Origin of the sequence: Inhella proteolytica (assembly GCF_016093275.1) — a bacterium.
In the GTDB taxonomy this organism is placed as follows: Bacteria; Pseudomonadota; Gammaproteobacteria; order Burkholderiales; family Burkholderiaceae_C; genus Inhella; species Inhella proteolytica.
The window spans coordinates 260,956-281,621 of sequence record NZ_JAEDAK010000002.1; the positions used below are offsets into that span (position 1 = coordinate 260,956).

The 20,666-nt window shown below is 69.5% G+C and carries 22 protein-coding genes; 18 read left to right on the forward strand and 4 right to left on the reverse strand.

What is annotated here, in order from left to right; translation table 11 throughout:
• Positions 1–129: 129 nt before the first annotated feature.
• A complete protein-coding gene (locus I7X39_RS03815) occupies positions 130–1,158 on the reverse strand; it encodes a porin (RefSeq protein WP_198109639.1) in 1,029 nt (342 codons plus the stop codon).
• Positions 1,159–1,297: 139 nt separating this feature from the next.
• On the opposite strand from I7X39_RS03815, the gene coq7 reads away from it, so the two are divergent.
• Entirely contained in the window at positions 1,298–1,933 is a 636-nt protein-coding gene (gene coq7 / locus I7X39_RS03820; RefSeq protein WP_198109640.1) for a 2-polyprenyl-3-methyl-6-methoxy-1,4-benzoquinone monooxygenase, read from the forward strand.
• On the opposite strand, the gene I7X39_RS03825 is transcribed toward coq7, so the two are convergent.
• Positions 1,934–2,359: an OsmC family protein gene (locus I7X39_RS03825; protein ID WP_198109641.1), complete on the reverse strand. Its 426-nt coding sequence runs from the start codon at positions 2,357–2,359 to the stop codon at positions 1,934–1,936.
• Positions 2,360–2,416: 57 nt separating this feature from the next.
• On the opposite strand from I7X39_RS03825, the gene ilvA reads away from it, so the two are divergent.
• Positions 2,417–3,955: a threonine ammonia-lyase, biosynthetic gene (gene ilvA, locus I7X39_RS03830; RefSeq protein WP_198109642.1), complete on the forward strand. Its 1,539-nt coding sequence runs from the start codon at positions 2,417–2,419 to the stop codon at positions 3,953–3,955.
• Between the two features lie 32 nt (positions 3,956–3,987).
• Positions 3,988–5,166: a nicotinate-nucleotide--dimethylbenzimidazole phosphoribosyltransferase gene (locus tag I7X39_RS03835; protein WP_198109643.1), complete on the forward strand. Its 1,179-nt coding sequence runs from the start codon at positions 3,988–3,990 to the stop codon at positions 5,164–5,166.
• 6 nt (positions 5,167–5,172) lie between these two features.
• Here I7X39_RS03835 and I7X39_RS03840 read toward each other — a convergent pair whose 3' ends face one another.
• A complete protein-coding gene (locus tag I7X39_RS03840) occupies positions 5,173–5,862 on the reverse strand; it encodes a hypothetical protein (RefSeq protein WP_198109644.1) in 690 nt (229 codons plus the stop codon).
• A 57-nt stretch (positions 5,863–5,919) separates the two neighbouring features.
• Here I7X39_RS03840 and gspG point away from each other — a divergent pair, with 57 nt between their 5' ends.
• The 13 genes from gspG (at position 5,920) to I7X39_RS03905 (ending at position 17,299) form a co-directional block, all read left to right on the forward strand.
• On the forward strand, positions 5,920–6,354 hold the full coding sequence (gene gspG / locus I7X39_RS03845) for a type II secretion system major pseudopilin GspG (protein WP_198109903.1): 435 nt from the start codon (positions 5,920–5,922) through the stop codon (positions 6,352–6,354).
• The gene (locus I7X39_RS03850; protein WP_232351689.1) at positions 6,338–6,784 is read left to right on the forward strand and encodes a prepilin-type N-terminal cleavage/methylation domain-containing protein; all 447 of its coding nucleotides are present in this window, start codon (positions 6,338–6,340) and stop codon (positions 6,782–6,784) included. Before gspG ends, I7X39_RS03850 begins: the two co-directional genes overlap by 17 nt.
• Positions 6,781–7,140: a type II secretion system minor pseudopilin GspI gene (gspI, locus tag I7X39_RS03855; RefSeq protein ID WP_198109646.1), complete on the forward strand. Its 360-nt coding sequence runs from the start codon at positions 6,781–6,783 to the stop codon at positions 7,138–7,140. Before I7X39_RS03850 ends, gspI begins: the two co-directional genes overlap by 4 nt.
• On the forward strand, positions 7,140–7,862 hold the full coding sequence (locus I7X39_RS03860; protein ID WP_198109647.1) for a PulJ/GspJ family protein: 723 nt from the start codon (positions 7,140–7,142) through the stop codon (positions 7,860–7,862). The genes gspI and I7X39_RS03860 overlap by 1 nt, the downstream gene beginning before the upstream one ends.
• A complete protein-coding gene (gene gspK, locus I7X39_RS03865) occupies positions 7,862–8,836 on the forward strand; it encodes a type II secretion system minor pseudopilin GspK (RefSeq protein WP_198109648.1) in 975 nt (324 codons plus the stop codon). The genes I7X39_RS03860 and gspK overlap by 1 nt, the downstream gene beginning before the upstream one ends.
• 60 nt (positions 8,837–8,896) lie before the next feature.
• On the forward strand, positions 8,897–10,120 hold the full coding sequence (gene gspL / locus I7X39_RS03870) for a type II secretion system protein GspL (protein WP_198109649.1): 1,224 nt from the start codon (positions 8,897–8,899) through the stop codon (positions 10,118–10,120).
• Between the two features lie 7 nt (positions 10,121–10,127).
• The gene (locus tag I7X39_RS03875; protein ID WP_198109650.1) at positions 10,128–10,637 is read left to right on the forward strand and encodes a type II secretion system protein M; all 510 of its coding nucleotides are present in this window, start codon (positions 10,128–10,130) and stop codon (positions 10,635–10,637) included.
• On the forward strand, positions 10,634–11,404 hold the full coding sequence (gene gspN, locus I7X39_RS03880; protein ID WP_198109651.1) for a type II secretion system protein N: 771 nt from the start codon (positions 10,634–10,636) through the stop codon (positions 11,402–11,404). The genes I7X39_RS03875 and gspN overlap by 4 nt, the downstream gene beginning before the upstream one ends.
• A 2-nt stretch (positions 11,405–11,406) precedes the next feature.
• On the forward strand, positions 11,407–13,533 hold the full coding sequence (gene gspD / locus I7X39_RS03885; protein ID WP_232351690.1) for a type II secretion system secretin GspD: 2,127 nt from the start codon (positions 11,407–11,409) through the stop codon (positions 13,531–13,533).
• Complete coding sequence (gspE, locus tag I7X39_RS03890) at positions 13,533–14,954, forward strand: type II secretion system ATPase GspE (RefSeq protein ID WP_198109653.1); 1,422 nt, start codon at positions 13,533–13,535, stop codon at positions 14,952–14,954. Before gspD ends, gspE begins: the two co-directional genes overlap by 1 nt.
• 12 nt (positions 14,955–14,966) lie before the next feature.
• A complete protein-coding gene (gene gspF / locus I7X39_RS03895) occupies positions 14,967–16,181 on the forward strand; it encodes a type II secretion system inner membrane protein GspF (RefSeq protein WP_198109654.1) in 1,215 nt (404 codons plus the stop codon).
• Between the two features lie 14 nt (positions 16,182–16,195).
• Positions 16,196–16,432 carry a hypothetical protein gene (locus I7X39_RS03900; RefSeq protein WP_198109655.1) on the forward strand — a complete coding sequence of 79 codons (237 nt, stop codon included), beginning with the start codon at positions 16,196–16,198 and terminating at the stop codon, positions 16,430–16,432.
• A 93-nt stretch (positions 16,433–16,525) separates the two neighbouring features.
• Positions 16,526–17,299, forward strand: a complete 774-nt coding sequence (locus I7X39_RS03905; protein WP_198109656.1) for a type IV pili methyl-accepting chemotaxis transducer N-terminal domain-containing protein — start codon at positions 16,526–16,528, stop codon at positions 17,297–17,299.
• A gap of 53 nt (positions 17,300–17,352) precedes the next feature.
• Here the strand turns inward: I7X39_RS03905 and I7X39_RS03910 are convergent, their stop codons facing one another.
• Complete coding sequence (locus I7X39_RS03910; RefSeq protein WP_310739845.1) at positions 17,353–18,762, reverse strand: porin; 1,410 nt, start codon at positions 18,760–18,762, stop codon at positions 17,353–17,355.
• A gap of 135 nt (positions 18,763–18,897) precedes the next feature.
• Here I7X39_RS03910 and I7X39_RS03915 point away from each other — a divergent pair, with 135 nt between their 5' ends.
• Positions 18,898–19,503, forward strand: a complete 606-nt coding sequence (locus I7X39_RS03915; protein ID WP_198109658.1) for a UPF0149 family protein — start codon at positions 18,898–18,900, stop codon at positions 19,501–19,503.
• Positions 19,504–19,618: 115 nt separating this feature from the next.
• A complete protein-coding gene (locus tag I7X39_RS03920; RefSeq protein ID WP_198109659.1) occupies positions 19,619–20,620 on the forward strand; it encodes an AAA family ATPase in 1,002 nt (333 codons plus the stop codon).
• Positions 20,621–20,666 lie beyond the last annotated feature (46 nt).

Below are 20,666 nucleotides of genomic sequence, written 5' to 3' on the forward strand. Positions count from 1 at the left end.
GCATCATGCCAGGGTTACGCCGGGGTACCGATCGGCACCAACCCCGCGTGACGCATCGGCGCCCCCGGGTCGCATCGCCAAAGAAAAAGCCGCCCGAGGGCGGCTTGGCTCGATGCGACCGAAGGTCGATCAGAAGCTGTGGCGGATGCCCACTTCGTAGCCGGTCGAATCGCCGGCATTGCTGGTGGCGGTGGCGGCGCGCGGAGCGGCCACACCCTTGGTGCCACCCAGCGAGAAGGTGGTGGCGCCGTTGTTGTCCACCTTGGCCACGGTGGTGTACAGCGTGGTGCGCTTGGACATGGCGTAGTCGTAGCCCAGGGCCAGCAGCTTGGCGTCGTTGATCTGCTTGCCAGCGATGGCGCCGGTGCCGGTGGCATTGCCGTCAGCCTTGGCGAAGGACAGGATCAGCTTGCCCTGGCCCATCTTGACGGTGGCGCCGAGGTTGATGATGTCCTGGTCCAGCGCGCCGCGCTCGCTCTTGGTGTACATGCCGCTGAGCGCGAAGGTGCCGAAGTCGTAGGCCGCGCCCAGGGTACCGGTCTTCAGCTTGTTGCCGGAGCCATGCTGGCCGTAGGCGGCCGAGAGGTGCAGCGCCTTGTCCTTGTAGCCCAGGCGGAAGGTGTTGGCCTTGTTGGCGTCGGTGCCTTCGCCCAGCGAGGTGTCGAAGCTGCCGTAGAAGCTGCCCATGGCCGGCAGGTAGTAGGCGATCTGGTTGTCGCTACGGTTCACATAGCCGCCGCTCAGCGAGCTGTAGATGCGGTCGATGGAAGCCATGCCGCTGGTGCCGAACGGATCGAAGTCGTCCACGATGGTGCGGTCCGACAGCTTGTGGCGGCCCAGGCGGATTTCGCCGAAGGAGCCCATCAGGCTGACGGTGGCGCGACGGCCCCAGAACGGGCTGCCGGCTTCACCGGTGTCAGGCACCACGCCATGCTCAATGTTGAAGCCTGCCTTCAGGCCACCACCGATGTCCTCCACACCGCGGAAACCCAGGCGGCTGGCCGAACGGCCTTCGTTGACCAGCTGGGTCATCGAGTCGGCGCCCTTCAGGTTGCGCACCGCGAGATCCATGATGCCGTACACCGTCACCGACGACTGGGCTGCAGCCAGACCCGACACCAGACTCAGGGCCGCAAAGGCCAGAACGCTCTTCTTCATGCATTGCTCCTGTTGGAAGTCACACACCGGGTAATCCCGGACTGCGCAGAATTGAACCAGACTCCTGTGACAGCTCCCTGACAAGCAAGCCTTCTCGTTGCGCACCGACAACGAACTCGGGATTTCCTAAACTGAGCTGATGCGTCGCTTCAATGAACTGGATCAGCTCTTTGTCGTTTTGGACCAGGGGCTGCGTACCCTGCTCGCCACACCCCATGCGGCGCGGGAGCGCCCCAGGCCCAGCGAAGCCGACGCCGAGCTGACCGACGACGAGCGCCGTGAGGCCGCGGCACTGATGCGCGTGAACCATGTGGGCGAGGTGTGCGCGCAGGCGCTCTACAGCGCCCAGGCCCTGAGCACGCGCGACGCCGCACTGCGCGTGCACCTGGAGCACGCCGCACAAGAAGAGGAGGACCATCTGCAGTGGACCTCCGAACGGATTGCCGAATTGGGGGGGCGCACCAGCTTGCTCAACCCGCTGTGGTGGGGCGGCGCCTTCGGCATTGGCCTGGCGGCCGGCTTGGCAGGCGATCGGTGGTCACTCGGCTTCGTCGTCGAGACGGAGCGGCAGGTCGAAGCGCATCTGCACTCGCATCTCACACGGCTGCCGGCGGGTGATCAAAGCTCGCGCGCCATCGTGGCGCAGATGGCTGCGGACGAGGCCGCCCATGGCCTGGCGGCGCAGCAGGCCGGCGCGGCCGAGTTGCCGGCCCCGATCAAACAGCTGATGCACATGGCCGCCAAGGTGATGACCCGGACGGCCCACCACGTCTGATCAATCCGCTTCGAGCACCTCGAAGCTGGTCGTGACCTCGGCCGTGCGGCCGAGCATCACGGTGGCCGAGCAGTACTTCTCGTGCGAAAGCGCCACCGCGCGACCCACGGCCTCGGCGTTCAATTGCCGCCCCTTGACGACGAAGTGCATGTGGATCTTGGTAAAGACCTTGGGGTCCACCTCGGCGCGCTCGGCCTGCAGCTTGACCTCGCAGCCCAGCACCTTGTGGCGGCCGCGTTGCAGGATCAACACCACGTCATAGGCGCTGCAGCCACCGGCCCCCACCAGCATCATTTCCATCGGGCGGGGCGCCAGGTTGCGGCCGCCGCCCTCGGGCGCGCCGTCCATATTGACCCAGTGCCCGCTGCCGGTGGCGGCATGAAAGCTCATGCTGCCCGGCCCATTCCATTGAACTGTGCATTCCATTTGGCGAATCCTAGGCTGGCATGATGGGTCGCCCCTTCGCTACAGAGAAATAGCCCCATGGCCAGCCGCCCTGCCCTGACCCCCGGCCCCGACAGCTACCTGCAGCGCATCCTGCGCGCCCGTGTGTACGAAGTGGCCAAGCAGACCGCGCTGGAGCCGGCGCGCAAGCTCAGCAAGCGCCTGGACAACAAGGTGCTGCTCAAGCGCGAAGACCAGCAGCCGGTGTTCAGCTTCAAGCTGCGCGGCGCCTACAACAAGATGGCCCAACTGGCGCCCGAGCAGCTGGCGCGTGGCGTCATCTGCGCCAGCGCCGGCAACCATGCGCAGGGCGTGGCGCTGGCGGCGCGCAAGCTCGGCTGCAAGGCCCGCATCGTCATGCCGGTGACGACCCCGCGCATGAAGAGCGACGCGGTGCAGGCCCTGGGCGGCGACGTGGTGCTGCACGGCGACTCCTTCTCTGACGCCTACACCGAGGCGCTGCGCCTGCAGGCGGCCGAGGACCTGGTGTTCGTGCACCCCTTCGATGACCCCGACGTCATCGCCGGCCAGGGCACGGTGGCACTGGAAATGCTGCAGCAGCACACCGGCCCGCTGGATGCGGTGTTCGTGGCCGTGGGCGGCGGCGGTCTGATCGCCGGCGTGGCGGCCTACATCAAGGCCGTGCGCCCCGAGGTGCAGGTGATCGGCGTGCAGATGACCGATTCCGACGCCATGGCCCGCTCCATCGAGACCGGACGGCGCGTGATGTTGGACGACGTCGGTCTGTTCTCGGACGGCACCGCCGTCAAGCAGGTGGGCGCCGAGACCCTGCGCGTGGCCAAGGCCCTGGTGGACGACTGGGTGCGCGTGGACACCGACGCCGTCTGCGCGGCCATCAAGGACATCTTTGAGGACACCCGCAGCATCGTCGAGCCCGCCGGCGCGATGGGCGTGGCCGCCATCAAACAGCATGTGGCGCGCACCGGCAGCAAGGGCAAGACCTATGCCGCCATCACCTGCGGCGCCAACATGAACTTCGACCGCCTGCGCTTCGTGGCCGAACGCGCCGAGGTGGGCGAGCAGCGCGAGGCCTTGTTCGCCGTCACCATCCCCGAGGCGCGCGGCAGCCTGAAGCGCTTCTGCCAGCTGATCGGCTCGCGCAGCGTCACCGAGTTCAACTACCGCATCTCGGACGAGGCCCAGGCGCACATCTTTGTGGGCCTCTCGATGAGCCGGCGCGACGACGCCGAGCGCCTGGTGCACACGCTGGGCAAGCATGGCTTCGCGGCCCTGGACCTGACGCATGATGAGATGGCCAAGCAGCACCTGCGCCATCTGGTGGGTGGCCGCAGCAGCCTGGCCGAACACGAATGCCTGGTGCGCTGCGAATTCCCCGAGCGGCCCGGCGCGCTGATGCGCTTCCTGGACGCCATGCACCCGAACTGGAACATCAGCCTGTTCCATTACCGCAACCAGGGTGCGGACTACGGCCGCGTGCTGGTGGGGGTACAGGTGCCCAGCAAGGAGCGCGCTGCCTTCCGGCGTTTCCTGGAGCAGTTGGGCTACCCCTATGTGGATGAGAGCGAGAACCCGGCCTACCGCCTGTTCCTTCGCTAGCATCGGCGCGGCAACATTTCGTAGCCGCCGCCATGACCATCCACGAATCGCTGATCTCGCCCACCGCCAACCCGGAGCTGGAGCGCGCGCTGCGCGAACGCCTGGCGCGGCGCAGCGCCATTGCCGGCGGCTTCGGCGAGCTGGAGCCGCTGGCAGTGCGCCTGGGCCTGATCCAGAACACGCTGACGCCCAAATTCCAGAACCCGGTGCTGGCCCTGTTCGCGGCAGACCATGGCCTGGCCGTGGAGGGCGTGGGCGCACAGTGGGGCCGCAGCACGCACGACCAGGCCATGCTGGCCTTGCAGGGCCGGCTGCCCAGCACCGTGCTGGCCCGCCTGCATGGCCTGCAATTGCAGGTGATCGACTGCGGCATCGCCGAGGACATGGCGCCGCACCCCAAGCTGCAGCTGCGCAAGGTGGCACATGGCACGCGCAACAGCATCTTCGGCCAGGCCATGTCGCGCGAGAACCTGCATGCCGCCCTGCGCGTGGGCATGGAAATTGCCAACAACCTGGATGGCAATGTGCTCGCCTGCGCCGGCATGGGCATGGCGTCGAATGAATGCGCGGCCCTGCTGCTCTCGCGCCTGGACGCCCGCCTGCTGCGCGAGCTGCTGAGCCCGCAGTCGATGGCGGCGCTGGACTTGCTGGAGGCGGTGCTGAGCCGCCACCGCGAGGCCCTGGACGCCATGGACGCGATGGCCGCCTTCGGTGGGTATGAAATTGCGGTGATGGCCGGTGCCATGCTGGTGGCCGCCAGCAAGCGCATGCTGATCCTGGTGGATGGCCTGCCGGCATGCGCGGCCCTGCGCTGCGCGGCCTCGATCGCCGCCCCCGTCACCGACTACGTGCTGTTCTGCCGCAGCAACCGCGAACCCGGCCTGGACACCGCCCTGCACGGCTTCCACGCCGGCGCACTGCTCTCGCTGGGCATGGACAGCGCCGACGGCACGGGTGCCACGCTGGCCTGGCCGCTGGTGCGCAGCGCCGCCGCCCTGCTGTCGGACGTGCATGAATTTCCGATGCAGTCGGCCATCGCCGGCGGCACGGCTCCAGTCGCCGCGCTGCAGGACAGCGAAGCGGATGAGCCGGAGCCCACCGCCACCACGCCGGCCGACTTCACCGAAGCCACCACGGTGCCAGCCAGCGCCACCGAGCTACTGCCGCTGGAAGAGCGCAGCACCTACTCCGGCAATCCCTTGCTGGACTAGGGCCGGCTAGCGCAAGGTCTCCACCGGGTTGCGCCGGCGCGGCAAGCCATCAACTGCGGGCGGCATCGGGCCGCTGATGGGCGGAGCCACCTGGGGCGGCGCGCCGAAGGCTGTTGGCGCCGGGTTGGCGGCCGGCTGGGGCGCTTGCGCGCCGAAGGCGGCAGGCGGCGCGCCGGGCGCGGGCTGCGCCATCGGTGCCATCGGCAGCCCCTGGGGCGCCCCGGGCACCGGTGCCAGGCTCAGGCTGGGCAGGCTGCCTTGGGCGGCCGGAGGCGGCGGGTCCAGACGCAGTTGCACCTGCACCGCGCCCGCGCGGCCAAGCGAGACGCCGGTGGGCTCGACGCGCAGCAGTTGCAAGTCACCCTCCACCACCTGACCCACACGCACGCTGCGCGGCGTGCCGCCATCCACGGCCAGCAGGGCCAGGCCCTCACGGTCCTGGCGCTCGGGCTGACGCGCCGCCACCAGGCCCAGCAGTTGGAAGCGGGCATCGGCCGGCGCGGCCGGGGCCTGAGCGGCCTCGGGAGGCGGGCTGCTCGGCCCAAGCAGTCGGTCCAGCGAAGGCGCCGCCAGGCGCTCGCTCGCGGCCAGGGGCACGGCGGGGGCGGTGCCCTGCGGCCACAGGCGCAGAGCCAGTACGCCGGCGCTGCAGCCCACCAGGGTCCACACCAGGAAGGTGGCAATTCGTTCACTCATGGGCGCCGATTATCATGAGCCGACTCCCTTGAGCTGGCCGCCGTGGCCCTTGATTCCATGCGTGTTTACTCCGGTCCCGGCGCGCGCCGTCGCGGCTTCACCCTGATCGAACTGCTGGTGGTGATCGTCATCATCGGCGTGCTGGGCGCCATGGTGGTGCCCAATCTGCTCAGCCGCGCGGACGACGCGCGCATCACCGCGGCGCGTGGCGACATCGCCCAGCTGATGCAGAACCTCAAGATGTACAAGCTCGACAACCAGCGCTTCCCGAGCGCCGAGCAAGGCCTGGAAGCCCTGGTGCAGAAGCCCACCGTGGGCAGCATTCCGCCCAACTGGCGTCCCTACATCGAGAAGCTGCCCAAGGACCCCTGGGGCCACCCCTACCAGTACGCCAACCCCGGCGTGAAGGGCGAGGTCGATGTCTTCAGCCTGGGCGCCGACAACCGCCCGGGCGGTGAAGGCACGGACGCCGACATTGGCTCCTGGCAGTAAGCGCCGCGGCTTCACCCTGATCGAGTTGCTGGTGGTGGTGATGCTGATCGCCATCGCCAGCGCCACGGTCAGCATGGCCCTGCGCGACCCGGCCGCCACCCAGCTGGAGCGCGAGGGCGAACGCCTGGTCTCCCTGCTGGAAATGGCGCGCGCCGAGGCTCGTGCCACCGGCCAGGTGGTGCGCTGGCGGCCCGGGCCGGACAGCCAGGGCCGGCATTTCCGCTTCCTGGGCCTGAGCGAGCGCCAGGGCCTGCCCATGCAATGGCTGGGCGACCCGCCGGCGGTGCTGCTGGAGGGCAACCAGACCGAGCTGCTGCTCGGCCCCGAGCCCCTGATCCCCGCCCAGGCCCTGCGCCTGAGCCTGGGGCCACGCCAGTTGCGCATCGCCACCGATGGCCTGGCGCCCTTCAGCAGTCAGGCGGTGGAATGAGACCCGCGCGCGGCTTCACCCTGATTGAAGTGCTGGTGGCCCTGACGCTGGTGGCCGTGGCCCTGGGCGCGGGCATGCGCGCCGCCGGCGCGCTGACGGACAACGCCGAGCGCTTCCAGCTGATGAGCGCCGCCCAGTGGTGCGCCGAGAACCAGCTGGTGGAGCTGCGCCTCTCGCGCCAATTCCCCGGCGTGGGCGAGAGCCGCTTCGAATGCCAGCAGCTGGGCCGCAGCCTGCAGGGCCGGCTGCAGGTGCAGGCCACGCCAAACCCGAACTTCCGCCGCGTGGACGCCGTGGTGGGCAGCGGCGAGCACGCCAGCCTGCTGACGCTCTCGACCATCGTGGGGCGCTTCTGATGCGGCGCGGCTTCACCCTGGTGGAAGTGCTGGTGGCGCTGCTGATCCTGGCGCTGATGGCCACCCTGGCCTGGCGCGGCGTGGACGGCATGCTGCGCGCGCGCGACATCAGCCAGGCCCAACTGGACCGCAGCGCGCGCCTGCACACGGTGATGGCGCAATGGCAGCAGGACCTGGAGCAGGTGCAGGACACCCTCCTCATACCGGCCCTGCGCTTCGACGGCCGGCATCTGCGGCTGACGCGCCGCCAGCCCGAAGGCCTGCAGGTGGTGGTGTGGTGGCTGGCCGAGGGCAAGCTGCAGCGCTGGGCCGGCGCGCCGGTGCGCAATCTGCAGGCGCTGCGGCAGAGCTTCGAAGAAAGCCAACAGCCCCTGGCGCTGGCCAGCCGCTCGCTCAGCACGCTGGAAGGTGTGGCCGGCTGGCAGATGGCCTACTACTTCGGCAATGCCTGGACCAATGCGCAGTCGAGCGGCGATCTGATCGAGGACGCGGCCGTGCGCGCCAAGCGCGATGCGGAAAACAAGGGCCCGGCGCCAAGCAACCCGGGCACTCCGGGCGGTGGCACGACCGGCGGTAGCGGCGGTGATACCCAGCCCCCCACCACCGGCCCCCAGAACCCCGCCCGCTCGGCCCTGCCGCAGGCGGTGCGCATGCAGCTGGACTTCGAACCCGGTCAGTTCGGCGGCCCGCTGGTGCGCCAGGTCCTGCTGGGGGCTTCCTGATGCGCGCGCGCCAGCAAGGGGCGGCCCTGCTGACCGCCCTGCTCATCGTCACCCTGGTGGCCACGCTGGCCGCGGCCATGGTGTGGCGCCAGATGCGCGCCGTGCATCTGGAAGCGGCCGACCGCGCGCGCGCCCAGGCGCATTGGGTGCTGCTGGGCGCGCTGGATTGGGCCCGGCTGATCCTGCGCGAGGACCAGCGCGCCAATGCCGGCGAGCCGGTCGACCATCTGGGCGAGGTCTGGGCCGTGCCGCTGGCCGAGGCGCGCCTGTCCACCTTCCTGGCCGCGGACAAGCAGAACGCCCAGCCCGACGACGGCCCCGAGGCCTTTCTGTCCGGCCGCATCGACGACGCCCAGGCGCGTTACAACCTCAGGAACCTGGAAGGCAAGGAAATTCCGGCGCTGGAAAAGCGCACTGTGGTGCGCCTGTTCCAGTCCGCCGGCCTGCCGACCGACCTGGCTGAGCAGTTCGTGCAGCAATTGAACCGCGCCCTGCAGGCCAGCGACGACAGCGCCGACGCGCCGCTGCGTCCGCAAACCGTGGCCCAGCTGGCCTGGTTGGGGCTACCGCCCGATGCGCTGCGCGCGCTGGAGCCCTGGGTGGTGATCCTGCCGCAGTCCAGCCCCGTCAACGTCAACACCGCGCCGCGCGAGGTGCTGGCGGCCTTGTTCGACAACATGGACCTCGCCACCGCGGAGCGCCTGGTGCAGCAGCGGCGCAGCCAGCCCTTTCGCAACGTCGGCGAAATTCAGCAAATTCTGGGCCGTGCAGCCGAAGGTGGCGTAGACGCCAAGCGCATTGACGTCAAGAGCAGCCACTTCCTCGTCACCGGCCGGCTGCGCCTGGACGACCGGGTGGTCGAACAGCGCTCGCTGGTGCAGCGCGTGGACACCGAGGTGAAGCTGCTTTGGCGCGAACGCGTCAGCCCACCACCCGGTACTAGCACCCAGACCGGCGCCCTGGGCGCTCCCTAGAATCGCCCGCCCTTTGCTCCGAGCCCTTCCAGCCCCCGCGGGCCGCCGCCTCTCTCCTTCATGAGCACCCTGCTGATCCTGCTGCCCCCCCGAGAACGCCTGCAGGCCGGCGCACGCAGCGCCCGGGCCGGCGCCACGGCGCGGGTGCCGGAGTTCGACTGGGTGTTGCAGCGCGGTGACGCCCTGGAGCAAGGCCGCAGCCCCGCCGCCGCCCTGCCCAAGGCCGATCAGCTGGTGCTGCAACCCCATGCGCTGGACTGCAGCTTCCACCGCGCCACGCTGCCGCGCGCGCCCGCCGCGCGCTGGCGCGCCGCCCTGGCCGGGCTGCTGGAAGAACAGCTGCTGGAAGAACCGGAGCAATTGCATTTCGCGCTGCCACCGGGCGCCGCACCGGGGCAGGAGCTCTGGGTCTGCGTGACCGCCCGCGCGCCGCTGGAGCAAGCCGTGGCCACCCTGGAAGCGGCGCAGCGCTTTGTGGATCGCATCGTGCCACCCGGCACTCCGCTGGCCTCTGCCGACGAAACCCCGCGCGCCCATGTGCTGGCCGACGAGCAAGGCACCCCGCTGCTGCTGCTGGCGCAGGCCGAGGGCCTGCTGCTGCGGCCGCTGCGCGGCCCGGCCCCGCTGCTGCCCGCAGGCACGCAGTGCAGTGCGGAGCCCGAAGTGGCCGCCGCGGCCACCGCCCAGCTGGGTGCCGCGGGCGAGGCCCTGCCGCTACGCAGCCGCGCCCAGTTCGCGCTGGATGCGCTGGGGTCGGGCTGGGACTTGCGCCAGTTCGAGCTGCGCCCGCGCATCCAGGGCCTGCAGCGCATCAACCAATGGCTGCATCGCTTCATGCAGCCGGCCTGGCGGCCGGTGCGCATCGGCCTGCTGGCCCTGCTGGGCCTGCAGCTGGTCGGCCTGAATGCGCTCGCCTGGCAGCAGCGGCAGCAGATCCGCAGCCAGCAGCTGGCCATCGACCAGACCCTGACCCAGACCTTCCCCCAGGTGCGCGCCGTGCTGGATGCCCCGGCGCAGATGCAGCGCCAGATGGACCTGCTGCGCGCCCAGGCCGGCGCGCTGGGCCCGCAGGACCTGGAGCCGCTGCTGGCTGCCGCCGCCAGCGCCTGGCCCGAGGACCGCGGCCCCGCCGAGGCCCTGGGCTTCGAACCCGGCCAGCTCAGCCTGGCCAGCGCGGGCTGGACCGAGGCCCAGATCGAGCTGCTGCGCCAGCGCCTGGCCAGCGAAGGCTGGAGCCTGGCCAACGAGCAAGGCCGGCTGATCCTGCGCCGCGCCAAGAACTGATCCCCTCATGAACGCCCCCCGTCTGCCCACCGCCCTGCAACCCGCCTGGGCCCGCGCCCGGCAACAGTGGCAGGGCCTGGCGCCGCGCGAGCGCCTCGGCCTTCAGCTGGCTGCGGCTGCCCTGCTGGTGCTGGCCCTGTTCTGGCTTGGCATCCAGCCGGCCTGGCGCACCCTGCGTCAGGGCCCGGCCCAGGCTGCCCAGCTCGAAGTTCAGTTGCAGCAGATGCAGCAGTGGGCGGCCGAGGCGCAGCAGCTGCGCCAGCTGCCCGCCGTGCCGCCGGCCCAGGCCCAGCAGGCCCTGAAGGCCGCCACCGATTTCCTCGGCTCCGGCGCACGCCTGGACCTGCAGGGCGAGCGCGCCCGCGTCAGCGTCACCGAGCTCAACGGCGAGGCCCTGAACCGCTGGCTGGCCGAGGTGCGCAGCAGCGCCCGCGCCCGTCCCATCGAGGCCCAGCTGCAGCGCGGCCCGCGGGGCTACAGCGGCCACATCGTGCTGGCGCTCGGGGGTGGGCTGTGAAGAAGCGCTGGGCAGGGGCCGGCCTGGCCAGCGGCCTGCTGATTGCGCTGATCTGGCAGGCGCCGGCGCGCTGGCTGAGCGGCTGGGTGGCCCAAGGCAGCGGAGGCCGCCTGCAGCTGGTGGAGCCGCGCGGCAGCCTGTGGCACGGCAGTGCCGGCCTGGTGCTGAGCGGCGGCGCGGGCAGCCGCGACGCCAGCCGCCTGCCCGGCCGCCTGCACTGGCGCCTGAGCTGGCGCAGCGGCCCGCAGCTGCGCCTGAACCTGGACTGCTGCAGCGCCGGCGAGCTGGCGCTGCCGCTCAAGCCCGGCTGGGGCCGCCTGCGCGTGGAGCTGCCGCAGCAGCAGGGCCCGCTGCTGCGCCTGCCGGCCGCCTGGCTGAACGGCCTGGGCACGCCCTGGAACACCTTGCAACCGAGCGGCCAGCTGCGCTTCTCGGCCCAGGCCGCTGCCTTCGAATACCAAGGCGGCCGCTGGCAGCCACAGGGCCAGCTGGAGCTTGAGCTGCACCAATTCGGCTCGCGCCTTTCCACCCTGCCCAGCCTGGGCAGCTACCGCCTGCAGCTGCTGGCCGTGCCGCAGGGCCCGGTGCAGCTGCAATTGCAGACCCTGGAGGGTGCGCTGCAGCTGCACGGCAGCGGCCGCCTGGAAGGACGCCTGCAGTTCCAGGGCGAAGCGCGCGCCAACCCGGGCCAGGAAGCGGCCCTGAACAATTTGCTGAACATCATCGGCCGCCGCCAGGGCGAGCGCTCGGTGATCACGATCGGATGACGATGAAGACCTCCATCACCCTGCTGCGCGCCGCCACGCTGGGCCTGAGCCTGGCCCTGCCCACGCTGCCCGCGCTGGCCACTGGCCCGGCGCTCAAGTCCGACGCCCCGGTGGCGCTGAACTTCGTCAATGCCGACATCGAGGCCGTCAGCCGCGCGATGGGCAATCTGCTCGGCCGCAACATCCTCGTCGACCCGCGCGTCAAGGGCACCATCACCCTCTACGCCGAGCAACCGCTGAAGGCCCAGGACGCCTTTGCGCAGTACCTGGCGGCGCTGCGCGGCCTGGGCTTTTCGGTGGTGGACGTGGCCGGCATCCTGAAGGTGCTGCCCGAGGCCGACGCCAAGCTGCAGGCCACCACGGTGGCGGTGGACGAGCTCAAGGTGCGCGGTGATCAGATCCTGACCCAGGTCTTCCTGCTCAAGCACGAGAACGCCAACAACCTGGTGGCCGTGCTGCGGCCCCTGGTCAACGTCAACAACACCATCAACGCCAACCCGGGCAACAACAGCCTGGTGATCACCGACTACGCCGACAACCTCAAGCGCATCGCCAAGATCGTGGCGGCGCTGGACAGCCCGGCCAGCTCGGATGTCGAGGTCGTGCCGCTGCAGCATGCGGTGGCCAGCGACATCGCCGGCCTGGTGCAGAAACTCGGCGAGGGCGCGGCCATCCCCGGCGCCGCGCCGGGCGCCGGCGGCACCACCAGCGTGATTGCCGACCCGCGCGCCAACACCCTGATCCTGCGCGCCCCCAACGCCGCGCGCTTGGAGGCCCTGAAGACCCTGGTGCAGAAACTGGACCGCCCGGGCGGCGGCGCCACCGGGGGCATCCACGTCGTCTACCTGAAGAATGCCGACGCCGCCAAGCTGGCGCAGGTGCTGCGGGCGGCCTTCGGCGCCCAGAGCAGCGGCAGCTCGGGTGGCAGCAGCAGCGGCGCGCTGGGCTTTGCCGCGGCGGTGGGCGCAGCGGCCCAGCCGCAGATGCCCAACCTGGCGAATGCGGGCAACAACACCGGCGCCGGCAGCGCAGCTGCCACGGCCCCGGTGGCGCAATCGGCCGGCCCCTCGACCGGCGGATTCATCCAGGCCGACCCCTCGACCAACTCGCTGATCATCACGGCGCCGGAGCCGCTCTACAAACAGGTCCGAGCCGTCATCGAGCAGCTGGATGGCCGCCGCGCTCAGGTTTATGTGGAGGCCATGATCGTCAAGGTGGACGCCAGCAGAAGCGCCCAGTTCGGCATCCAATGGCAAAACCTCTTTGGGGACAAGGGGGACGGCTCCATCGTCGGCGCCGGCACCAATTTCGGTTCCGGCAACAGCAACATCATCAATCTGACTTCGGCGATCGCCGGGGGACGGACGGCAGCAGGCACGGCACTGGCCCAAGGCGGTGCGCCCGGTGGCCTGAACCTGGGCGTGCTGAAGAAATTCGGTGAGTTCTACACCCTGGGCGCACTCGCCAACTTCCTTGAGCAGGAAGGTGGCGGCAACATCCTTTCTATGCCCAATCTGGTGGCCTTGGACAACGAAGAAGCCAAGATCGTCGTCGGCCAAAACGTTCCCTTCGTGACCGGCAGCTTCACCAATACGGGCACCGGTGCTGGCGGCACCGTCAACCCTTTCCAGACCGTCGAGCGCAAGGACGTGGGCTTGGTGCTGCGAGTCAAGTCGCAAATCGGTGAAGGGGGCGCGATACGCATGGTGGTGTACCAGGAGCTGTCCAGCATCGGCTCGCAGAGTGCCCAAGGACCTATCACCAACAAGAATTCTGTGGAGACCACGGTGACCGTGGACAACAACGATCTTCTTGTACTGGGTGGTCTGATGCAGGATGAGTACACCGACGGCAACTCGGGGGTACCGGTCCTCTCCAAGATTCCGCTCCTCGGGAACTTGTTCAAGGGCGAGAACCGCAAGCGCACCAAGAGCAATCTGATGATCTTCCTGCGCCCGGTAATCATGCGCACGGCCGACGACTCGAACCGCCTGACGCTGGATCGGTACGACCAGATCCGCGCGGAACAGGTGCAGGCCCAGCCGGCCGCCACCCTGTTGCTGCCCGATACCGGCGCACCGCAATTGCCCAAACCGGTGCCCAAGTCCACCGGCCCGGTCGCCCCCTGATGGCCTCGCGCTACCCCCTGCCCTACGCCTTTGCCAAGGCGCAGCAGCTGCTGCTGGAGGACACCCAGGACGAGCTGATCCTGTGGGCCCCCCAGCCCCTGCCGCTGAGCGCCGTGGCCGAGGTGCAGCGCCTCTACGCCGTCGACCGCCTGGAGCACGAGGAAGGCTCGCGCCTGCGCGAGCGCATCAGCGTGGCCTATGCCGGCAACGAGAGCAGCGCCGCCACCGTGGTGGGCGAAGTGGAATCGGCGGTGGACCTTAGCCGCCTGCTGCAGGACCTGCCCGCGGTGGAGGACCTGCTCGAGGCTGCCAATGACGCGCCCATCATCCGCATGCTCAATGCGCTGCTGACGCAGGCCGCCAAGGACGGCGCCAGCGACATCCACATCGAGCCCTACGAGCGCAGCAGCTCGGTGCGCTTCCGTGTCGACGGCTCGCTGCGCGAGATCGTGCAGCCAAACCGCGCGCTGCACGCTGCGCTGATCAGCCGTCTGAAGATCATGGCCGAGCTGGACATCGCCGAGAAGCGCCTGCCGCAGGATGGCCGCATCTCGCTGCGCATCGGCGGGCGCGCCATCGATGTGCGCGTCTCCACGCTGCCGTCCGCCCACGGCGAGCGTGCCGTGCTGCGTCTGCTCGACAAGAGCGAGAGCAAGTTCAGCCTCGAAGGCCTGGGCATGGACGGCGCGGTGCTGAGCCAGTTCAAGCGCCTGACGGCGCAGCCGCATGGCATCGTGCTCGTCACCGGCCCCACCGGCTCGGGCAAGACGACCACGCTCTACGCCGCGCTGCAGACGGTGGACACCGCCGGCACCAATGTGCTCACGGTGGAAGACCCGATCGAATACGAACTGCCTGGCATCGGCCAGACCCAGGTCAACGCCAAGATCGACCTGACCTTCGCCAAGGCCTTGCGCGCCATCCTGCGCCAGGACCCGGACGTCATCATGATTGGCGAGATCCGCGACTTCGAGACCGCGCAAATCGCCATCCAGGCTTCGCTCACCGGCCACCTGGTGCTGGCCACGCTGCACACCAACGACGCGCCCTCGGCGGTGACGCGCCTGACCGACATGGGCGTCGAACCCTTTCTGCTCAGCTCCAGCCTGCTGGGTGTGCAGGCGCAGCGTCTGGTACGCAAGCTCTGCTCCGCTTGCCGGCGCCAGGATGAGCAAGGCCATTGGCACCCGGTGGGTTGCCCGGAATGCAGCCACACCGGCTACAAGGGCCGTACCGGCGTGTACGAGCTGATGGTGGCCGACGACCAGATCCGCGGCCTGATCCACAACCGTGCCGCCGAGTCCGAACTCTGGGCGGCGGCGCGTGCCAAGGGCATGCGTTCGATGCGCGAAGACGGCGAACGCCTGGTCAGGGCTGGCGTCACCAGTCTGGAAGAGGTGTTGCGCGCCACGCGCGACTGAACCTGATTCACGATGCCTGCCTTCAAGTACGAAGCCCTGAACGCCGCCGGCAAGACGCAGAACGGCCTGATCGAGGCCGACAACGCGCGCGCCGCACGCGCCCAGCTGCGCGAGCAGAAGCTCACCCCGCTGGCCGTCGAGCAGGTGGCGCAGCAGAGTGGTCAGGAGGGCCGTTGGACGCTCAAGGGCAAGGTGTTCTCCAGCAGCAGCCTGGCCGTGTGGACGCGCCAGCTCGCCGGTCTGGTGGGCAGCGGCCTGCCGCTGGAGCGCGCGCTCACCGCCCTGGCGGATGAAGGCGAGCACCCACGCCAGCGTGAGCTGATCGCCCAGCTCAAGGCCGAGGTGAACGCCGGCGCCTCCTTCGCCCATGCGCTGAGCCAGGCACCGCGGGAGTTCGACGAGGTCTACCGCGGCGTGGTGGCGGCCGGTGAATCGAGCGGAGCCCTGGGCGCGGTGCTCGAATCCCTGGCCGACGACCTGGAGGAGCGCCAGGCCCTGCGCGCCAAGCTGGTGGGGGCGATGGCCTATCCGGCCATCGTCAGCGTCATCGCCATCGTCATCGTCACCTTTCTGGTCACCTACGTGGTGCCGCAGGTGGCGCAGGCCTTCACCACCACCAAGAAGGCCTTGCCGGCCCTGACCGTCTTCATGCTGGCCTTGAGCGCCTTCGTGCGCAGCTGGGGTTGGGTGTTGCTGCTGGCGCTGACCGGCGGCGGCTTCGCGCTGGCCCTGGCGCTGCGTGGCGAAGCCTTCCGCCAGCGCTTCGATGCCGCCTGGCTGAACCTGCCCCTGCTGGGCCGACTTTCGCGCGGCTACAACGGCGCGCGCTTTGCCGCCACCCTGGGCATGCTGGCGGGCGCCGGCGTACCCATCCTCAAGGCCCTGCAGGCCGCGGCCGAAACGCTGTCCAACCGCGCCATGCGGGCCGATGCGCTCGACGCCCTGGTGCAGGTACGCGAAGGCGCGCCGCTGGGTGCCGCCCTGGCCGGCAAGAAGCGCTTCCCCGGCCTGCTGGCCATGTTCGCCCGCCTGGGCGAACAGACCGGCAAGCTGCCCGAGATGCTGAGCCGCGCCGGCCGTCAGCTCGGCAACGAGGTCCAGCGCCGCGCGCTGGCCCTGGCCACGCTGCTGGAGCCCTTGCTGATCGTGGTGATGGGTGCGGTGGTGATGGTGATCGTGCTCTCGGTGTTGCAGCCCATCATCCAGTTGCAGAGTTTTGTGAAGTAAGCGAGGTGCCGACCATGGCCATGAAGACGCACCAGATCGAAGTCCAGAAATTCAAGTCCGCCAGCAATTCCAGCCACGGCAGCGTGAGCTTTCGCGTCGACGCCCTCGTCAGCCCCCGGCGGCCGGATGAAGACGACGTCGATCCGGCCAGCGTGCTGACGATGAGCGAGGCCAATGCCCGCGTGTTGATGGCCCTGCTGAAAACCCAGCTCGCCGCCTTCGACGGCCGCAAGGCACGCAGCCAGCGTTAGCGATTGCCCTTGCGGGGCGGCTTGTCCTGGTTCAAGGCTTCGGAAGACCACCGCTTCCTAGACTGACGCCATCCAAAGAAGACAGGGATGGTCATGAAGCTGAACTTGGCCAGGCGCCCCATGCTGGCGCTGCTCGGGCTCGCCCCGCTCGCGGGGCGCACGCAGGTCCACAACCTCAATGAGGCGATCAACAAGGCCGGGCGCCAGCGCATGCTGAGCCAACGCTGCGCAAAGGCCTATCTGGCCCTGGGGCAGGGCGTCAAACGCGAGCAGGCTGAGCCGGTGCTGGCCGAATCGATGGCCCTGTTTGACCGCCAGCTGGTGGAGTTGCGCGCCTTTGCGCCCAGCACACCCACGCGCGACACCTTTGCCGACATGGACCAGCAATGGAGCCGCCACAAGCTGCTGCTGGTGGGCAATGCACCCAGCCGGCCGCGCGCCGAGGCCCTGCTGGCCTCCACCCAGCAGCTGCTGCAGGCCGCACAGCGTGGCACCGAGCAGCTGGAGGAGCTGTCCGGCAAGCCCGCGGGCCGGCTCGTCAACCTGGCCGGCCGCCAGCGCATGCTCAGCCAGCGCCTGGCCATGCTCTACCTCGCGCAGGCCTGGCAACTGCCCGTCGAGCCCGGCAGCCTGCGCCAGGCCCAGGCCGAATTCCTGGCTGCCCAGGCCCGGCTCAAGGCCGACCCGGGCAGCCCGCCCGCCGCCCTGGCCGAGCTGGAGCGCGTGGACCAGCAGTTCGTGTTCTTCGCCGCCGCCCTGCAGGGCACCAGCGAGCGCAGCCGTGCGCTGGAGGAGGTCTTCAGCACCAGCGAGCGCATGCTGCAGTTGCTGGACCGGATCACCCAGCTCTACGCCCGCCAGGCCTGAGTCGGCCAAGAAAAAGGCGCCCCGCAGGGCGCCTTGGCTGGGAGCGCAGCCGCTCAGAAGCGGTGACGCATGCCCACGGCGAAGTTGTTCGAGTCCTCGCCCGCCTTGGCGGTGAAACCGCCCAGGAAACCGGCCTGACCCGGCGCAGCCTGACCCAAGCCCTTGTTGTTGAAGTGGGTCATCACGACGTTGAAGTCGGTGCGCTTGGACAGCGAGTAGGTGTAGACCGCGCCGTACGAGTCGGTGTCCGCGTTGAAGCGGGTCTTGTCGTCGAAGCGGTTGAATGCCACGTAGACGGTGTGCGGGCCGGTCATCAGCTTGTAGCCAATGCTCATGGCCTGACCGTCCATCACGAAGGCCTGCTTGTACTGCTCGACCAAGGCGCTGGTGTTGATCTGCGCGGCCAGCACGGTGCCCAGGTTGGAGTTGGGCACCGCCGCGTTCGAGGCGGCGTTGATCTGGGCACGCAGGCCCGGAATGATCTGGCCGTTCAGCGCATCCCCCAGACCGCCCAGCAGAGCCGACAGGCCGGAGGGGTTCGGGTCGCTGACATCGTTGTACAGGAAGCTCAGCTTGCCCGGGCCGACGTCCATCGACAGACCGAGGGTCTGGGTGCGCAGCGAACGCTGGCCCAGCTCGTTCTTCTTGGTGTTGTAGCCCAGGCCGATGGCGAAGGGGCCGGTCTTGTACTGCGCCATGCCGCCGTAGAAGCTGCCTTGCGAGCTGGAGCCCTCGCCGGCGGCGGCCATGAAGTTGGCCGTCAGGCCACCGGTCTGGATGCGGTACTGCACCGAGTTGCTCTGGCGGATGTCGATCACCGCGGGCACGGCGGCCACTTGGCCGGCGGCCAGGCTGGACTGGGTGTTCAGCGGATCGAAGGTGGCGTTGATCTCATAGGCCGGGGTGTACTGGCGGCCGGCCATGATGGCGCCAGCGGGGGTGACCAGACCAACGAAGGCCTGACGGTCCCAGAAGCGCGCGTTGCCGAGGTTCACGCCAAAGGCCGAAGCGGCCAAGCGGCCACCCAGGGTGCCCAGGGCGCTTTGCAGCGCGCCGTTCAGGCCGCCGGTGGCGCCACCGATCAACTGGGCCGCCACCGGAGCGGGGATCTGCGCCGGCAGGGTGAAGCTCACCGGGCTGAAGATGATTTCGCGCTTGGACCAGCGATCAGGCACTTGCTGGCCGGAAGGCGGCACGTTGCTGTTCGAGCCGGTGTCGACTTCCAGGCGGTTTTCCAGCACCGCCAGGGCGCGCCAGCCGCCGCCGATGTCTTCATTCACCCGGATGCCCAGGCGCGAACCGTCCATGATGCCGCTGATGACATGGGTCTTGTCACCGCCCAGCAGGCCGGTGGTGCGGCTGACGCCAGCATCCAGGATGCCGTAGATCGTGACGCTGGACTGGGCCCAAACCGGGGCCATGGCTGCGGCCAGGGTGCAAAGGGCGAAAGCCGATTTCTTCACAAGGGTCTCCTGCGGGTGGAATGGGGTTGGCGCGCATTGTGACGGCGGCCTCTCGTGGCGCCGGGCAACGTTGCTGAGTTCCAACAGAGGGCGGGGCCGGCGAAGATCCGGCTTTCCCCGTTTGCGTCTTCCACCATGCAGCTTCCTCAGTACCAACCCGAATCGCCGCTCGATCCGCTCTCTGACGACGAGCTGTCCGCCCTGGATGACCAGCTGGCCGATCTGCCCGGAGACGGCGCCCTGAACATCGAGGCTCTGGACGGCTATTTGTGCGGCCTGCTGCTGAGCCCGCGGCCCCTGGCCGAGCGCCCCGGTGCGGACTGGCTGCCGCTGATCTGGGGCAGCGAGAGCGCAGAAGCCGACCCCTTTGCCAGCGGTAAGCAACGCAAGCGCCTGGTGCTGGCCGTGCTGCGCCACCTGCGCGCGCTCGACCACGAACTGCACCAGAACCCCCAGGCCTGGGAGCCCATCCTGAGCGTGGCGGAGGACGATGAGGGCGAGTGGGTGGACGCGTTGGACTGGTGCGCCGGCTTCATGCTGGCGGTCGACCTCGACGCTCAGGCCTGGGCGGCGCGGTTCCAGGACCCGGAATGGGCGGAGCTGCTGGCCCCCATCGCCCTGCTGGGCGCCGATGAAGAGACGCTGACGGAAGCCGACCGCGCCCGGCTGGACGACTTGTCTGAGTTGGACGCCTTGAGCCGCAGCGTGCCTGAAGCGGTGTTGGGCATGGCGGCGCGCTGAACCCGGCCTGGGCGTGCATCTGTCGCGCCGGATGGACCCGCTGCGGGCTGCTCCGCCTTCACAAATCGGCTCTGTGTCCGTAAAAGAAGGCGTCCGCTGAATTCCGGAGGCGCTGATGAGCCGTACCGCCCTGGCCTGTGTGCCCTGCCCCCACCCGCGCATCCCGCTGGCGCAGATGCGTACTGTCTACGACTGCGAGGAGGTCCAGACCAAGCTGGACAAGCTCATCGCCCAGGAACACGCGCCGCTGAAGGCCACCTACGAGCGCATGCTGTCCAAAGGCGCGCAGCGCTTCCAGGTCAAGCCCAGCGGCCTGCCGGTGATGGCTGAGCTCTACGAGGAGTTGCCGAACTTTCACGACGTGCTGGACGATGTGCGGCGCCAGATTGCGCTGTGTGCCGACAGCGGCGACGCGCTGGAGATCACGCCCTTGCTGCTGCTCGGCCCGCCCGGCGTGGGCAAGACCCACTTCGCCCGCCAGCTCGCGGAGCTGCTGGGCACCGGCATGGGCTTTGTCTCCATGAGCTCGCTCACGGCGGGCTGGCTGATCGGCGGCGCCTCAAGCCAATGGAAGGGCGCGAAGCCCGGCAAGGTCTTCGAGGCCCTGGTGGACGGCCAGTACGCCAACCCGGTGATGGTGGTGGATGAGATCGACAAGGCCGCCGCCGAAGCCAGCTACGACCCGCTGGGCGCGCTCTACAGCCTGCTGGAGCACGACACCGCCCGGGCCTTCACCGACGAGTTCGCCGAAGTGGCGCTGGACGCCAGCCAGCTGATCTGGGTGGCCACCGCCAACGACGCCCGCGCCATCCCCGAGCCCATCTTGAATCGCTGCAATGTGTACGAGATCGAAGCGCCAGACTTCGAGGCGGCGCGCGGCATTGCCCGGCGCCTGTACCGCAGCATCCGCGGCGCACACGAATGGGGCCGGCAGTTTGGCGAGGAACCGCTGGAGGCCGTACTGGATGCGCTGGCCGCCGTGCCGCCGCGCGAGATGCGACGCGCCTGGATGACGGGCTTCGGCAACGCCAAGCTGGCTGGCCGAGGCGAGGTGCAACTGGCCGACCTGCCGGCGGCCGGCAGCGGCCGGCGCGGGCCGCTGGGGTTCACCAGCTGATCCGCGTTCCCCCCCATCCAACCGCCGGCCTTGCGCCGGCGGTTTT

Bases quoted from the DNA above. Each gene is read 5' to 3' on its own strand.
- I7X39_RS03815 (WP_198109639.1), bottom strand. From the start codon at position 1,158: ATGAAGAAGAGCGTTCTGGCCTTTGCGGCCCTGAGTCTGGTGTCGGGT.
- coq7 (WP_198109640.1), top strand. From the start codon at position 1,298: ATGCGTCGCTTCAATGAACTGGATCAGCTCTTTGTCGTTTTGGACCAG.
- I7X39_RS03825 (WP_198109641.1), bottom strand. From the start codon at position 2,359: ATGGAATGCACAGTTCAATGGAATGGGCCGGGCAGCATGAGCTTTCAT.
- ilvA (WP_198109642.1), top strand. From the start codon at position 2,417: ATGGCCAGCCGCCCTGCCCTGACCCCCGGCCCCGACAGCTACCTGCAG.
- I7X39_RS03835 (WP_198109643.1), top strand. From the start codon at position 3,988: ATGACCATCCACGAATCGCTGATCTCGCCCACCGCCAACCCGGAGCTG.
- I7X39_RS03840 (WP_198109644.1), bottom strand. From the start codon at position 5,862: ATGAGTGAACGAATTGCCACCTTCCTGGTGTGGACCCTGGTGGGCTGC.
- gspG (WP_198109903.1), top strand. From the start codon at position 5,920: ATGCGTGTTTACTCCGGTCCCGGCGCGCGCCGTCGCGGCTTCACCCTG.
- gspI (WP_198109646.1), top strand. From the start codon at position 6,781: ATGAGACCCGCGCGCGGCTTCACCCTGATTGAAGTGCTGGTGGCCCTG.
- I7X39_RS03860 (WP_198109647.1), top strand. From the start codon at position 7,140: ATGCGGCGCGGCTTCACCCTGGTGGAAGTGCTGGTGGCGCTGCTGATC.
- gspK (WP_198109648.1), top strand. From the start codon at position 7,862: ATGCGCGCGCGCCAGCAAGGGGCGGCCCTGCTGACCGCCCTGCTCATC.
- gspL (WP_198109649.1), top strand. From the start codon at position 8,897: ATGAGCACCCTGCTGATCCTGCTGCCCCCCCGAGAACGCCTGCAGGCC.
- I7X39_RS03875 (WP_198109650.1), top strand. From the start codon at position 10,128: ATGAACGCCCCCCGTCTGCCCACCGCCCTGCAACCCGCCTGGGCCCGC.
- gspD (WP_232351690.1), top strand. From the start codon at position 11,407: ATGAAGACCTCCATCACCCTGCTGCGCGCCGCCACGCTGGGCCTGAGC.
- gspE (WP_198109653.1), top strand. From the start codon at position 13,533: ATGGCCTCGCGCTACCCCCTGCCCTACGCCTTTGCCAAGGCGCAGCAG.
- gspF (WP_198109654.1), top strand. From the start codon at position 14,967: ATGCCTGCCTTCAAGTACGAAGCCCTGAACGCCGCCGGCAAGACGCAG.
- I7X39_RS03900 (WP_198109655.1), top strand. From the start codon at position 16,196: ATGGCCATGAAGACGCACCAGATCGAAGTCCAGAAATTCAAGTCCGCC.
- I7X39_RS03905 (WP_198109656.1), top strand. From the start codon at position 16,526: ATGAAGCTGAACTTGGCCAGGCGCCCCATGCTGGCGCTGCTCGGGCTC.
- I7X39_RS03915 (WP_198109658.1), top strand. From the start codon at position 18,898: ATGCAGCTTCCTCAGTACCAACCCGAATCGCCGCTCGATCCGCTCTCT.
- I7X39_RS03920 (WP_198109659.1), top strand. From the start codon at position 19,619: ATGAGCCGTACCGCCCTGGCCTGTGTGCCCTGCCCCCACCCGCGCATC.